The sequence below is a fragment of the Pontibaca methylaminivorans genome (genome assembly GCF_900156525.1).
Taxonomy (GTDB): domain Bacteria; phylum Pseudomonadota; class Alphaproteobacteria; order Rhodobacterales; family Rhodobacteraceae; genus Pontibaca; species Pontibaca methylaminivorans.
Genome location: NZ_FTPS01000001.1, coordinates 1167805 through 1181664 on the forward strand (window position 1 = coordinate 1167805; position 13860 = coordinate 1181664).

At 66.3% G+C, this 13860-nt stretch carries 15 protein-coding genes; 9 read left to right on the forward strand and 6 right to left on the reverse strand.

Annotated features, from left to right (window positions below):
* Positions 1–3 precede the first annotated feature (3 nt).
* From B0B01_RS05745 to B0B01_RS05755, 3 genes are all read left to right on the forward strand, one after another.
* Positions 4–444, forward strand: a complete 441-nt coding sequence (locus B0B01_RS05745) for a hypothetical protein (RefSeq protein WP_076648555.1) — start codon at positions 4–6, stop codon at positions 442–444.
* A 310-nt stretch (positions 445–754) separates the two neighbouring features.
* A complete protein-coding gene (gene mgtE, locus B0B01_RS05750; RefSeq protein WP_076648557.1) occupies positions 755–2098 on the forward strand; it encodes a magnesium transporter in 1344 nt (447 codons plus the stop codon).
* A gap of 49 nt (positions 2099–2147) precedes the next feature.
* Positions 2148–2504: a hypothetical protein gene (locus tag B0B01_RS05755; protein ID WP_076648559.1), complete on the forward strand. Its 357-nt coding sequence runs from the start codon at positions 2148–2150 to the stop codon at positions 2502–2504.
* 184 nt (positions 2505–2688) lie between these two features.
* Here B0B01_RS05755 and tuf read toward each other — a convergent pair whose 3' ends face one another.
* From tuf to B0B01_RS05770, 3 genes are all read right to left on the reverse strand, one after another.
* Complete coding sequence (tuf, locus tag B0B01_RS05760) at positions 2689–3864, reverse strand: elongation factor Tu (protein ID WP_076648454.1); 1176 nt, start codon at positions 3862–3864, stop codon at positions 2689–2691.
* A gap of 88 nt (positions 3865–3952) precedes the next feature.
* Positions 3953–4549 (reverse strand): hypothetical protein, encoded by a 597-nt coding sequence (locus B0B01_RS05765; protein ID WP_076648561.1) that lies wholly within the window; start codon positions 4547–4549, stop codon positions 3953–3955.
* Between the two features lie 127 nt (positions 4550–4676).
* Entirely contained in the window at positions 4677–7040 is a 2364-nt protein-coding gene (locus B0B01_RS05770; RefSeq protein ID WP_076648563.1) for a DNA topoisomerase IV subunit A, read from the reverse strand.
* A 179-nt stretch (positions 7041–7219) separates the two neighbouring features.
* On the opposite strand from B0B01_RS05770, the gene B0B01_RS05775 reads away from it, so the two are divergent.
* The 5 genes from B0B01_RS05775 (at position 7220) to B0B01_RS05795 (ending at position 10719) form a co-directional block, all read left to right on the forward strand.
* Complete coding sequence (locus tag B0B01_RS05775; protein WP_076650078.1) at positions 7220–8047, forward strand: SDR family NAD(P)-dependent oxidoreductase; 828 nt, start codon at positions 7220–7222, stop codon at positions 8045–8047.
* Between the two features lie 73 nt (positions 8048–8120).
* Complete coding sequence (locus B0B01_RS05780) at positions 8121–8324, forward strand: twin transmembrane helix small protein (RefSeq protein ID WP_076648565.1); 204 nt, start codon at positions 8121–8123, stop codon at positions 8322–8324.
* A gap of 4 nt (positions 8325–8328) precedes the next feature.
* Complete coding sequence (locus B0B01_RS05785; protein ID WP_076648567.1) at positions 8329–8901, forward strand: cob(I)yrinic acid a,c-diamide adenosyltransferase; 573 nt, start codon at positions 8329–8331, stop codon at positions 8899–8901.
* Between the two features lie 130 nt (positions 8902–9031).
* Entirely contained in the window at positions 9032–9790 is a 759-nt protein-coding gene (locus B0B01_RS05790) for an electron transfer flavoprotein subunit beta/FixA family protein (protein ID WP_076648569.1), read from the forward strand.
* Positions 9790–10719 (forward strand): FAD-binding protein, encoded by a 930-nt coding sequence (locus B0B01_RS05795; protein ID WP_076648571.1) that lies wholly within the window; start codon positions 9790–9792, stop codon positions 10717–10719. The genes B0B01_RS05790 and B0B01_RS05795 overlap by 1 nt, the downstream gene beginning before the upstream one ends.
* A gap of 23 nt (positions 10720–10742) precedes the next feature.
* On the opposite strand, the gene B0B01_RS05800 is transcribed toward B0B01_RS05795, so the two are convergent.
* Positions 10743–11603 (reverse strand): DUF6473 family protein, encoded by an 861-nt coding sequence (locus tag B0B01_RS05800; RefSeq protein WP_076648573.1) that lies wholly within the window; start codon positions 11601–11603, stop codon positions 10743–10745.
* 162 nt (positions 11604–11765) lie between these two features.
* Here B0B01_RS05800 and B0B01_RS05805 point away from each other — a divergent pair, with 162 nt between their 5' ends.
* A complete protein-coding gene (locus B0B01_RS05805; protein WP_076648575.1) occupies positions 11766–12641 on the forward strand; it encodes a 3-hydroxybutyryl-CoA dehydrogenase in 876 nt (291 codons plus the stop codon).
* On the opposite strand, the gene B0B01_RS05810 is transcribed toward B0B01_RS05805, so the two are convergent.
* Together B0B01_RS05810 and B0B01_RS05815 are read right to left on the reverse strand one after the other, a co-directional pair.
* On the reverse strand, positions 12608–13576 hold the full coding sequence (locus B0B01_RS05810; protein ID WP_234967712.1) for a lysophospholipid acyltransferase family protein: 969 nt from the start codon (positions 13574–13576) through the stop codon (positions 12608–12610). The genes B0B01_RS05805 and B0B01_RS05810 overlap by 34 nt on opposite strands.
* Positions 13563–13832, reverse strand: coding sequence for an HPr family phosphocarrier protein (locus B0B01_RS05815; RefSeq protein ID WP_076650079.1), 270 nt, complete (start codon positions 13830–13832; stop codon positions 13563–13565). The genes B0B01_RS05810 and B0B01_RS05815 overlap by 14 nt, the downstream gene beginning before the upstream one ends.
* Between the last annotated feature and the right edge of the window lie 28 nt (positions 13833–13860).

Here is a 13860-nt window from a genome sequence, read left to right on the forward strand (position 1 = left end):
GTTATGCTGACGTTGCGTCAAATCATGGAGTGCAACGAGATGCCCTTTTGGGACAAGCGCCAGGTGGCACCGGGTGTCCGGCTGCAATGGGGAGCATTCTCCTTCCCACCTGTCATCGGCTGGCTGAGCATGCGTAACGCCATCGTGGACGAGGCGGAACAGTATTACGCGGGCTGGCTGAAGCGCCAGCAGAGCTTTGCCGAATATTCCGCACATACCGGGATAGAATTCACGCTGAGCGCGGCCGCCGACCCGGCCCATGCCCTGCAGCTGATGGGCGCTTATCAGAAGGCCGGGGTCGAACACCTGACCGAGGACCTGCGCGAACGCATCGAAGCAGCGGCGCGTTGCTTTGCCTGCCTGTGCCCGCCGGTCGTCGATACGCCTGACGACACCGCCCCGGATGCGGAACCGGCGCCGCCGGAAATCCCACGCGCCGCTTGAGCGGACTGCGCGCACTCGCCTGAATACCCGTGCTGCGGCCGTGGACGGCCGGGGCACGGGAAATGGATCCACGACGCGGGGTTCTGGGCAATCCGCCGCCCCGTCGAACAGCGCCGCGCGCCCTGCCCTGAGCAAACGCGCGACGCTGTTTCCTTGCCTCCATGACAGCAGCGGCCGGCCCGCGCCCTGACTCCGGGCGGGGCGGCTCGCGGCCTGCCGGAACGTCGGTTTGCAGTCGCAATCCCGGCCCCGACCCATTAAAGCGGGGCTGAATCCTGCCGGTTTGAACGATCCATCGAGGTAACAGCCCATGCGCGATGCCAGCACGCAGTCGGAACGCCAGATTCCCGATGCCGATGCCGCTCCCGACATCGTCGAAGCCTTCCTTGGCACGGCGCACCGGGTCGATATCGCCGCATGGCTTGCCGACCTGCCGCGACGCACGGCGCTCGAATACCTGTCCGCCATGGGGCTTGACGAACGCACCGAGGTTTTCAGCTTCATGCCGCTGAACGCCCAGGTCGATTTCGCAACCGCGATCGCCCCGAGCGAGCTGGCGCAGATCGTCACCGTGATGGACGCCGACGACCGCGCCGACCTGTTCAACGAGCTGGACGAGGACTTGCAGAACCGGCTGATGCGCCACCTCGCCCAGTTCGAGCGCGAGGACATCCGCCGGCTGGCCGGCTATGCCGAGGCCACCGCCGGCGCGATCATGACGACCGAATATGCGACCCTTCGCGCCGACATGACCGCCCAGCAGGCGATCACCGAACTGCGCCGCGCCGCGCCGGAAAAGGAAACGATCTATCGGTCCTATGTCCTTGACGACGGGCGCCGCCTGATCGGCTCGGTGCGGCTGCACGAACTGATCCTCGCCCCGGCCGAGAGCCTGATCGGAACCATCATGAACGATGCCCCCGTGTCGGTGCGGCTCGACAGCAGCCAGGAAGAGGTCGCCAACACCATCGCGCGCTATGACCTGCTGGTGCTGCCCGTGCTGGACAACGAGGGGCGGCTCATGGGGATCGTCACCCATGACGACGCCATGGACGCGATGCAGGAGGAAACCACCGAGGACTATCAGCGGATCTCGTCGGTCCTGCCCTTCACCGAAAGCCTGCGCGACGCCGGCATCGCGGTGCTGTATTCCCGCCGCGTGGTCTGGCTCGTGCTGCTGATCTTCGGCAACCTGTTCTCGGGCGCGGGCATCGCCTATTTCGAGGAAACGATCCTTGCCTATGTGGCGCTGGTGTTCTTCCTGCCGCTGCTCATCGACAGCAGCGGCAACGCCGGATCGCAATCGGCGACGCTCATGGTGCGCGCGCTGGCCACCGGCGAGGTCACCCTGCACGACTGGCGCAACCTGATCCTGCGCGAACTGATGATCGCCGGGGCGCTCGGCGCCACCATGGCCATCATTGTCTATCCGCTCGGCGTCTGGCGCGGCGGATATGACGTGGCCCTGGTCATCGCCCTGACGATGTTCCTGGTCGTGCTCGTCGGCAGCATGGTGGGGATGTCGCTGCCGTTCCTGCTCAGCCGGCTGAAGCTCGACCCGGCCACCGCGAGCGGCCCGCTGGTGACGACGATCGCGGACGCCGCCGGCGTGATCGTCTATTTCTCGATCGCGACATCGCTGCTTGCGCTCTGACCGCCGGGTCGGACACCGGAAACGAACGCTTTGAAACAGGATTGATCCCATGCTGGAAACTGCGCTGCTCATATTGTCGATCGGCACCGGCGACACGGTGCAGATGAGCCTTGCCCGAACCGATTCGCCGGCCGCCTGCCTCGAGCGGGCCGATGCCCTGGCCGAGGTGCTGACCTCGGCCGGATATACCATCGCCGGGATGCGCTGCGGCGAAAGCCCGCTCGCGCTCACGCCATACGAACATGGCCATGACGAGGGTGATCTGCGCTGGCACTATCACGTCACGCTGAAGGGGTCGGACACCGGCGACGGCTTCACCTTCGAGCCCGTTGCAGAGGGCACCTGCGAAGCCGTGGCCACGAACGAGTTCTGCGCCGTCTCCGCCCAGCAGCCGACCGGAGAGTGATCCCGCACCCGCCGATTCATCGCCGCCCGCGCCGCCGCACGGCAAACCGCATCGGCCGGCACCATGTCCGCACAGAAAACAGCACATGTGCCGACAAGAAAGGCCGCCGTCCCGGAGACGGCGGCCTTTTTCATGTCAGACCCGGACCCGACTGGCGCGCGCTTGGGGCGCGCGCCATTGGCGGTTACTTGATGATCTTCGACACCACGCCGGCGCCGACCGTGCGGCCGCCTTCGCGGATCGCGAAGCGCAGGCCCTGCTCCATCGCGATCGGCGCGATCAGCTCGACCTCGAACTTCAGGTTGTCGCCCGGCATCACCATCTCGGTGCCCTCGGGAAGCGTCACCGTCCCCGTCACGTCCGTCGTGCGGAAGTAGAACTGCGGGCGGTAGTTCGCGAAGAACGGCGTGTGCCGGCCGCCCTCTTCCTTGGTCAGGATGTAGGCCTCGGCCTCGAACTGCGTGTGCGGCGTCACCGAGCCCGGCTTGCACAGCACCTGGCCCCGCTCCACGCCCTCGCGGTCCACGCCGCGCAGCAGCGCGCCGATGTTGTCGCCCGCCTCGCCGCGGTCCAGCAGCTTGCGGAACATCTCCACGCCCGTGCAGGTCGTCTTCTTGGTGTCGCGGATGCCCACGATCTCGATCTCGTCGCCCACGTTGATCACGCCGCGCTCCACCCGGCCCGTCACAACCGTGCCGCGCCCCGAAATCGAGAACACGTCCTCGATCGGCATCAGGAACGGCTGGTCAACCGCGCGCTCCGGCGTCGGGATCCACTCGTCCACCGCCGCCATCAGCTCGCGGATCGCGTTCTCGCCGATCTCGGGATCACGCCCTTCCAGCGCCGCAAGCGCCGAGCCCTTGACGATCGGAATGTCGTCGCCCGGGTAGTCGTAGCTGCTCAGAAGCTCGCGGATCTCCATCTCCACAAGCTCGAGAAGCTCCTCGTCGTCCACCTGGTCCACCTTGTTCATGAACACGACCATGGTCGGAATCCCGACCTGGCGGCCCAGCAGGATGTGCTCGCGCGTCTGCGGCATCGGGCCGTCCGCCGAGGACACCACCAGGATCGCGCCGTCCATCTGCGCCGCACCCGTGATCATGTTCTTCACGTAGTCCGCGTGGCCCGGGCAGTCCACATGCGCGTAGTGGCGGTTCTCGGTCTCGTATTCCACGTGGCTCGTCGAAATCGTGATCCCCCGCGCCTTCTCCTCAGGCGCGCCGTCGATCGCGTCATAGGCCTTGAAATCACCAAAATACTTCGTAATCGCCGCCGTCAGCGTCGTCTTCCCGTGGTCAACATGACCGATCGTGCCAATGTTGATGTGCGGCTTGTTACGTTCAAACTTCGACTTTGCCATCGCCTTTGCGCCCTTTTTGCCATGGTCGGGTCGTGCGGCGACCCGGTTTGCTTCACCGCGCGCCACATATTGAGTTCAGGAAGGAAAATCAAGCACCGGATGCGCCTGTTTCGGGGCCGGCCCCGCCCTCGGGCGCGTCCCCCTCGCGATGGTCGAACCAGCCTTCTTCGCGGTGCTGCTGTTCGAGCCATTTTCCGATCTGGTCCATCGCGTTCTCGGCCAGCCCCTGCATCTGTTCCTCGCGCGTGCGATGACGCCCCGAACCGCCGATCGCGGTCTCGGGAGTGGTGCTCTCCAGCACCTGGAAGGTCTTCGGCTTTTCGTTCAGCTTCTTCCCGGCCGCATCGTCCCAGACGGTCAGGTTGATGATCAGCATCGAGCGCGGGTTGAAGAGCAGCGGCACGCCCTTGGGTGCGAGCATGTATCCCTCGACGCTCATGCCGAAGTGATAGAGCTGGCCACCGTCGAACCCGCCGAAGCGGCGTTCGACCGCGTCCTGCAGCACGTCCACCCATTCTTCCGCCGTCGCATCGCGCGACACCGGCCCCTGGCGCATCTTGCTGGCGATGACGATATTGTGGCCGAGATGGAATTCGCCCAGATCGTCAGGCGGCTCTCCGGCATCGGGATTGGCGCAGGCCCCGGCGAGCACCAGGAGGGCGAGGAAGGCAATGATGCGCGTCATGGCTGTCTCCGGTTCAGGCGGGCCGGCGGTCGGGACAGACCGCCCGCCGCTGCGGCATCGGGGGCTGCCGCCCCCGCCCGCCTGCGGCGGACTCCCCCGCGGATATTTTTGGCCAGAAGAATGACGCTCACGGGTCAATCGGCCGATCAAAACGGTTGTCGCGCGGGAAGCCGTGAGGCGGGCGCTTGCCGACGCTGCCGCGCTTTCCCAGCCAGTCGGTGAGGTCGCGTTCATGGCGCCGGCGTCCGCCGCCCATGGGCCAGTCGAGCCCCGCCTCCCAGGCGAAGGTGGCGATGTCGGAGAGCCCGCCATCGAGTTCGAAGGTGCCCTGCTTGCCGCGCGCCATGTTGTATTTCTGCAGGCGCACTCCCTTGCCCCGCGTCATCTCGGGCAGTTCGGCAAGCGGGAACACGAGAAACCGGCTGTTGCGCGACACCACGGCCACGTGATCGTCGCCGCTTTTGAGCGGGCGGCAGATCACCGCACTCGCCGCATCGCCGAGATTGAGCACCTGCTTGCCCGCGCGGGTCTGCGCCACGACCTCGTTCTCGGGGACCACGAACCCGTTGCCGGCCGAGGAGGCGAGCAGGAGCCGGCGGCCCGGCACATGGGTGAACAGCGCCACGATCATGGCCTCGTTCGGGAGGTCGACCATGAGGCGCAGCGGCTCTCCGAGGCCGCGCCCGCCCGGCAGATTGGCCGCGCCGAGCGTATAGAACCGCCCGTTCGAGCCGAAGACCAGCAGCCGGTCGGTGGTCTCGGCATGAAAGACGAAACCCGGCCCGTCGCCGTCGCGGTATTTCAGTTCGCGGTCAAGGTCGATATGCCCGCTCATGGCGCGGATCCAGCCCATGCGCGAACAGACGATGGTGACCGGCTCGCGCTCGATCATGGCCTCGATCGGCACTTCACGGGCCTCTTCCGCTTCGGCAAAGCGGGTGCGCCGCGCGCCGCCGGGGCTGTCGGGGCCGAATTGCCGGCGCACCTCCTTCAACTGCTCGCTGATGTGCGTCCATTGCAGCGCCGGATCGCCGAGCAGATCCTCGAGCGCCGCCCGCTCGGCCATGAGGCTTTCCTGTTCGCGCCGCAGTTCGAGCTCCTCGAGGCGGCGCAGCGAGCGCAGGCGCATGTTGAGGATCGCATCGGCCTGAACCTCGGACAGCGACAGGACGGCAGCGGGCTCGGGCGGCACATAATCGGCTTCGTCCCTGGCGCGAGGGTGGCTCCGGCTCCAGTCCTCGCGCATGAGTGCGGCGCGCGGATCCTCGTCGTAGCGGATGATGTCGATCACCCGGTCCAGGTTGAGAAAGGCGAGGATGAACCCTTCCAGCACCTCGAGCCGATGGTCGATCTTGCCGAGACGGTGGCGCGAGCGGCGCAGCAGCACCTCGCGGCGGTGATCGAGAAAGGCACGCAGCACCTCGCGGAGCGAACAGACCTTCGGTGTCACCCCGTCGATCAGCACGTTCATGTTGAGCGAAAAGCGCAGCTCGAGTTCGCAGTTGCGGAACAGCATCTCCATCAGCACGCCGGGCTCGACGTTCCTGGAGCGCGGTTCGAGAATCAGGCGGATGTCGTCGGCGCTTTCATCCCGCACATCGGCGAGGATCGGCAGCTTGCGGCTCTGGATCAGTTCGGCGATGCGCTCGACCAGGCGCGATTTCTGCACCTGATAGGGGATCTCGGTGACCACGATCTGCCACTGGCCGCGCCCCAGATCCTCGGTTTCCCATTTGCAGCGCAGCCGGAAGGAGCCGCGCCCGGTGCGGTAGCTCTCGGCGATGCTTTCGGGCGGCTCGACAATGACGCCCCCGGTCGGAAAATCGGGTCCGGGCACATATTTCAGCAGCGTGTCGTCGCGCGCATCGGGATGGGCGATCAGGTGCCGGCAGGCGTCGACAAGTTCGGCGATGTTGTGGGGCGGGATATTGGTCGCCATGCCGACCGCGATTCCCGCCGCGCCATTCGCGAGCAGGTTCGGAAATGCCGCCGGCAGCACCACCGGTTCGCTGAGCGTGCCGTCATAGTTGGGGCGGAAATCGACCGCATCCTCGCTCAGCCCCTCGAGCAGCGCCTCGGCGGCGGCGGTCATGCGCGCCTCGGTGTAACGCGGCGCCGCCGGGTTGTCGCCGTCGATATTGCCGAAATTGCCCTGTCCGTCCACGAGCGGATAGCGCACGTTGAAATCCTGCGCGAGCCGCGCCATCGCGTCATAGATCGCGGCATCGCCATGAGGATGGTAGTTGCCCATCACGTCGCCGCTGATCTTGGCTGACTTGCGGAACCCGCCATCACTCGCAAGCCGGAGTTCGCGCATCGCGTAAAGAATGCGCCGATGCACCGGCTTCAGCCCGTCGCGGGCGTCGGGCAGCGCGCGGTTCATGATGGTGGACAGCGCATAGGTCAGGTAGCGCTCGCCTATGGCACGGCGCAGCGGCTCGGCAAGTTCATGGCCGCCACCCGGGGCGAGGTCGTCGCTCGTATCGCTCATGGAGGGTGTGATACGACGGTCGCGCGCAGCCGTAAAGCCGCGCGCTCCGTATTCTTCTGGCGCTCGTCCGTCATTCTTCTGGCGAGAAATATCCCCGCCGGAGGCCCCCGCCGGTGCCCCTTGCCTTGAACGCCGGGCGGCGCCATAGCAGTGGCAACCTGTCGTTACCTGGTTTGTCCGTGCAGAAATCCATCCTCATCACCGGCTGCTCCTCGGGGATCGGCGCCGATGCGGCCCGCGGGCTGGCGGCGCGGGGATGGCGGGTTTTCGCCTCGTGCCGGCAGGAACGGGATTGCGCCCATTTGCGTGCCGAGGGGTTCGAAAGCCCGCGTATCGACTATTGCGACGAGGAGTCGATACGCAGCGGGCTGGCAGAGGTGCTTGCCGCGACCGGCGGGCGGCTCGATGCGCTGTTCAACAACGGCGCCCACCAGCTGGCCGGGCTGGTCGAGGATCTGCCCCGCGACGGCCTGCGCGCGATTTTCGAGGCCAACCTGTTCGGCTGGCACGACCTCACGCGGCGGGTGATCCCCATCATGCGCGAACAGGGGCAGGGGCGGATCGTTCAGTGTTCCTCGGGGCTCGGCCTCGTGGCGCTGCGCTGGCGCGGCGCCTATGTGGCGACGAAATTCGCGCTTGAGGGGCTCACCGATACGTTGCGGGCCGAACTGTCGGGCAGCGGCATCCATGTGGTCCTGATCGAGCCCGGCCCGATCACCACCATGTTCCGCGAAAAGGGCATCCCCCATTTCGAGCGTTACATCGACTGGAAGGGCTCGGTCCGGCGCGCGGATTACGAGGCCAGCCTGATCCCGCGCATGTACCGTCCCGGCGGGCGCGACATGTTCGAACTTGCACCCGCGGCGGTCACGGCAAAGCTTTTGCAGGCGCTCGAGGCGCGGAACCCGCGGCCCCGCTATTACGTGACCGGGGCCACCTATATCGGTGGCTACCTGCGCCGCGTTCTCTCCACCCGGATGATCGACCGCATCGTGACCCGGCTCTGAAAAAGCGGATCGCTTTTGCGCGCGTCATGCGCTAGACCCCGTCGCAAAGACAGCAAATGACAGCGGGCGCGCGATGGACGACCCTTTCTTCTTTGTCGTGGTGGGGACGGTCGTCTTGACCGCCATCGTCCTGATGATCGGTCTCGGCGCATTCACCCGCGGCGGCGAATTCAACCGCAAATACGGCAACCTGCTGATGCGCCTGCGCCTGCTGGCGCAGTTCATCGCGGTGGTGCTGATCGCGCTATACGTCTGGATACACGGGTTTGGAGGCTGAACGCATGGTGGTCCTGAACAAGATTTACACGCGCACCGGCGACAAGGGGCAGACCGCGCTCGGCAATGGGGCGCGGGTCGAGAAGTATTCGGCCCGCGTTGCCGCCTACGGCACCACGGACGAGCTCAATTCCTTTGTCGGCGTCGCCCGGCTCGAGGCCGCGGGCGAGACCGCGAACGCGCTGTCGCGCATCCAGAACGACCTGTTCGACCTCGGCGCCGATCTCTGCCGCCCCGGGATGGACAAGGATGCCGAGGCCGAATACCCGCCGCTGCGGGCGGTGCCGGAAATGGTGGACCGGCTCGAAGCCGAGATCGACGTCATGAACAAGAGCCTCGACACGCTGCGCAGCTTCATCCTTCCGGGCGGCAGCGCGCTCTCGGCGCATCTTCATGTCTGCCGCACCGTTGCCCGCCGCGCCGAGCGCCACGCGGTCGAGCTCGCCGCATCCGAGGACGTCAACCCGGTCGCGATCCGTTACCTCAACCGGCTGAGCGACTGGTTCTTCGTCGCCGCGCGCATGGCGAACAACGGCGGCAAGGACGATGTGCTCTGGGTTCCCGGCGCAAACCGCTGAAAACGACGCTTTTCGCACAAGAACGGGGGCATTTTGCCCTGTTTCCACCGCTCCGGCGCGGCTATCAGATGCGTCGGAGATTCTGGAATCGAGTCGGGGGCGGCTCGGCAACACGAGGAGATAACCGCAGATGAAGGTATTGGTGCCTGTCAAGCGTGTGATCGACTATAACGTGAAGGTCCGTGTCAAGGCGGACGGGAGCGGTGTCGATCTGGCCAATGTCAAGATGTCGATGAACCCGTTCGACGAGATCGCCGTCGAAGAGGCGATCAGGCTGAAGGAAGCGGGCCAGGCCGAAGAGATCGTCGCGGTCTCGATCGGGGTCAAACAGGCGCAGGAGACGCTGCGCACGGCGCTCGCCATGGGGGCCGACCGGGCGATCCTGGTGGTTGCGGCCGATGACGTGCACCAGGACATCGAGCCGCTCGCCGTGGCCAAGATCCTTGCCGGGGTGATCGAGGACGAACAGCCGGGCCTCGTGATCGCGGGCAAGCAGGCGATCGACAACGACATGAACGCCACCGGCCAGATGCTGGCGGCGCTGCTCGGCTGGAGCCAGGGCACCTTCGCGAGCAAGCTCACGATCGAGGGCGATCACGCGCTGGTCACGCGCGAGGTGGACGGCGGGCTGCAGACGGTGAAGGTCAGGATGCCGGCCATCATTACCGTCGATCTGCGCCTGAACGAGCCCCGCTATGCCTCCTTGCCGAACATCATGAAGGCCAAGAAGAAGCCGCTCGAGGAAAAGACCGCGGGCGATTACGGGGTCGATGTCTCGCCCCGGCTCGAGGTGGTCGGCACCACCGAGCCGCCCGAGCGCGCGGCCGGGATCAAGGTGGGCTCGGTCGACGAACTGGTTGCGAAACTGAAAGAAAGCGGGGTTGTCTGATGGCTGTTCTTCTTCTTGCCGAAGTGAGCGATGGCGAACTGGCGCTGGATGCGACCGCGAAGGCGATGACCGCGGCGGCCCGGCTGGGCGATGTGACGGTGCTTTGTGCCGGGGCGAATGCCGCCGCCGCGGGTGATGCCGCGGCCCGGATCGCCGGAGCGAAAAAGGTGCTGGTGGCCGAGGATGCGAGCCTCGGGCATCGGCTTGCCGAGGCGACGGCGGCGCTGATCGTGAGCCTTGCGGGTGACTACGACCACATCGTCGCCCCCGCCACCACCGATGCCAAGAACGTGCTGCCGCGGGTTGCGGCGCTGCTTGACGTGATGGTGATCTCGGACATTTCGGGCGTGGTCGACGGCGACACGTTCGAGCGCCCGATCTATGCCGGCAACGCGATCCAGACGGTGCGGTCGAAAGACGCGAAGAAGGTGGTCTCGATCCGCACCTCGACCTTCGATGCCGCCGGCGAACAGGATGCGGTCACGGTCGAACCCGTCGCGGTTCCGGCCGATCCGGGGCTGTCGGAATGGGTCGAGGACAAGGTGGCCGAAAGCGACCGCCCCGAACTGACCAGCGCCGGTGTCGTGGTGTCGGGCGGGCGCGGCGTCGGGTCGGAAGAGGATTTCGCCCTGATCGAAAAGCTGGCCGACAAGCTCGGCGCGGCGGTCGGCGCCTCGCGCGCGGCGGTCGATTCGGGCTTTGCCCCGAACGACTGGCAGGTGGGGCAGACCGGCAAGGTGGTGGCGCCCGAGCTTTACGTCGCGGTCGGCATTTCCGGCGCCATCCAGCACCTTGCGGGGATGAAGGATTCGAAGGTCATCGTCGCGATCAACAAGGACGAGGAGGCCCCGATCTTCCAGGTCGCCGATTACGGTCTGGTCGCCGACCTGTTCACCGCCGTCCCCGAACTGATCGAAAAGCTCGGCTGACGCCCCGTCCCTTACGACAGCCGTCACAGCAACGGCCCGCCGGAACCGGCGGGCCGTTTGCCGTTCATCTGCCGCAGCATCGGTTCCGCCAGCAGGCGCGTGGCGATCGCCCGGTGCATGGCCGGGCCGATCAGCCGCTCCGCCACGGCCAGCCGGAACGGCGGGCAGGTCATGCCGGCAAGTTCCCCGGCTGCCGCCGACGACATGACCGGGATGTCCAGCAGCCGCGCGCCGCCCGCCGCGTCGAGCATGCCCCGCGTGAGCGGCACGAGGTCGCCGGGCGGCTCTGTTCCATCTGCGCCGGACACCTGCTCGTAACGCAGCCAGAGCAGCAGGGCCGGCACATTGATCGCCTTGACCAGGTTGCGCATCCGCGCGGTCCAGGTCCGTTGCAGCTCGGCCCGCACCTGCGCGAAACGCTCGGGAGAGACCCGGTTCAGCCCGGCCAGAAGATGGTTGATGAAGTGGAACTCGGTGAAGTCCACCTCGGGGAACAGCGCCATCAGCCCCGGTTCGGCCATCAGGAAACGATCGTTGCGCCGCGGATGCACCCGGTAGAACCGGTTGCCGAGATTCTGCGCGGCCAGCGGCTGGATCACCACCAGATCCGCCGCCCCGGCCATGGCCAGCAGATCCTCGTCGTGAAGATAGGCATCAAGCCCCCCGTTCACGCAGCCGAGATTGACGCAATCGCGCCCGAGGCCGCTTTCCACCAGGGTGACGAAAGGTTCGGGGACGAAACGGCCGAAGGTCTCGTCCCCGCCGAGAAAGGCGATATACCCCGGCGCCGGGCGGCGCAGCGGCCCGCGGCACTGCAGGCGCGAGGCGCCATAACGGCAGGAGATGTCCTCCGCCGCCGCCGTATCTCTGCTTTCAAAGCTCATCGCGCTCCACCTGCCACCGTCACTGGTTGGTGCAATCTCGCGCCCTGAACGTTGCGATTCGGTCAATCCGGGGATTTATGAAAAATTCGCGGCATTCCCGGCCCTTGTGACCTGCCCCGCATGACCTGTAAGCTGCATCCGGACAGGACGGGAGCACTGCTGATGGACGTTCGGACTATCGGGGTGATCGGCGCCGGACAGATGGGCCACGGCATTGCCCATGTGCTGGCGCTGGCAGATTATGACGTGCTCATGACCGACATCAGCCCCAGCGCGCTCGATCAGGCGATGACGCAGATCGAGGCCAACATGGGCCGGCAGCTTCGCCGCGAGATCATCACCCGCGGCGACATGGAAGCGGCACTCCGGCGAATCCGCACCACCCACAAACTGGCCGATCTCGGCCCCTGCGACCTGATCATCGAATCGGCGACCGAACGCGAGAGCGTGAAGCGGGCGATCTTCGAGGATCTGCAGCCGCACCTCGGGCCCGGCACGATCCTGACGTCGAATACCTCGTCGATCTCGATCACGCGGCTTGCCAGCGGCACCGACCGGCCCGAGCGGTTCATCGGCTTTCATTTCATGAACCCCGCCCCGGTCATGCGGCTGGTGGAGCTTGTGCGCGGCATCGCGACGGATGAATCCACCTTTGAAACCTGCCGGCGGGTGGTCGAGCGCCTCGGCAAGACGGCGGCCCCCGCCGAGGATTTCCCGGGGTTCATCGTCAACCGCATCCTGATGCCGATGATCAACGAAGCGGTCTATACGCTTTACGAGGGCGTCGGCGATGTGCTGTCGATCGACAAATCCATGCGGCTTGGTGCGAATCACCCGATGGGACCGCTGGAGCTTGCGGATTTCATCGGGCTGGACACCTGCCTTGCCATCATGAACGTGCTGCATGACGGGCTGGCCGACACGAAATACCGCCCCTGTCCCCTGCTGGTGAAATATGTCGAGGCCGGATGGCTCGGGCGCAAGACCGGGCGCGGATTCTACGATTATCGCGGCGATGCGCCGGTGCCGACACGCTGAGGCGGGCAGGATGCCGCGCCGCCCGGATCGGCCCCGAGCGAAAGCGTGTGGCCGCGCAGCCAGACCATGAAACTGCGTGGTTTTTCAAGTCGCTCCATGTCCCCTGCCGCAAGCGGGCACCCGATCACCGGGGTCTGCGGCCTGCGGCGCGCGCGCACGACTTCATGCAACAGCAGCCCCTGCCGCAGCACCGGAGAGACCTGCGCGGCGATCTGGTAAAGGCGCGAATTCTGCCCCGGAAAGAACACCGGCACGACGCGCGCGCCGGAGCGGCGGATCAACTGCGCGGTGAACACGTTCCAGTCGCGCTCGACCGCGGGACCGAACCAGTTGTCCGACGACATGACCACACCGGCTGGAAACAGCGCGACCAGCCCCCCGGCAGCAAGATGGTCCAGCGCCTCCGCCCGCATCGCAACCATCCTGCGCTGCGCATCCGGGTCATGGGCGAACGGCACCGGGATCATGAAACGGCTCGCCGTCGCATCAAGCCCGGTCAGCACCGAACGCGCAAGGATCCGGTAATCCTCGCGCACCCGCCCGATCAGGTCGGCAAGGACCATGCCATCGACAAGACCATGAGGATGATTCGCAACCACGATCACCGGCCCTTCGGCCGGGATATTGGCAATCTGCGCGGCCGGTGTCCGCACCTCGATCCCCATGGTTTCCAGCGCAAGGCGCCAGAAGTCCGGCCCCTCGCGCATCCCGCCCCGGCGCTCGAAATCGCGCACCATGCGCAGGAGCGCGGGCTTTCCGGTCAGCCATTCGATCGTGCGGATGGCAAACGCCCGGTTCGGGTCGTCAAAGGTGCGCGCATAGCTCAGCGCCCGCCGGTCATAGGAATCCTGCGCCCTGCCGCCGCGCTCGCAATCCCCGTGCTGGAAATGCCGCGGCCGGGCGCCGGAGATGGTTATCGAGTCAGTATTTTTCACCGAACCGGTCCGCAACGAGCCGCTCCAGCGCATCCGCCAGCGCCGCCGCATCGGGGCCGCTGGTCTGGACCTCGATCAGGCATCCGCGCGAGGCGGCCAGCATCAGGAGCCCCATGATACTGTCGCCCGACGCCGAAAGCCCGTCGCGCATGACCTCGGCATCGGCGTCAAAGCTTTCGACCACCTCGACCAGCTTGGCCGACGCCCGCGCATGCAGCCCCTTTTCGTTGACGATCTTCAATGTGCGACGGATCATGGCGCTCATTCCCTCCCTCCCCTTCCCG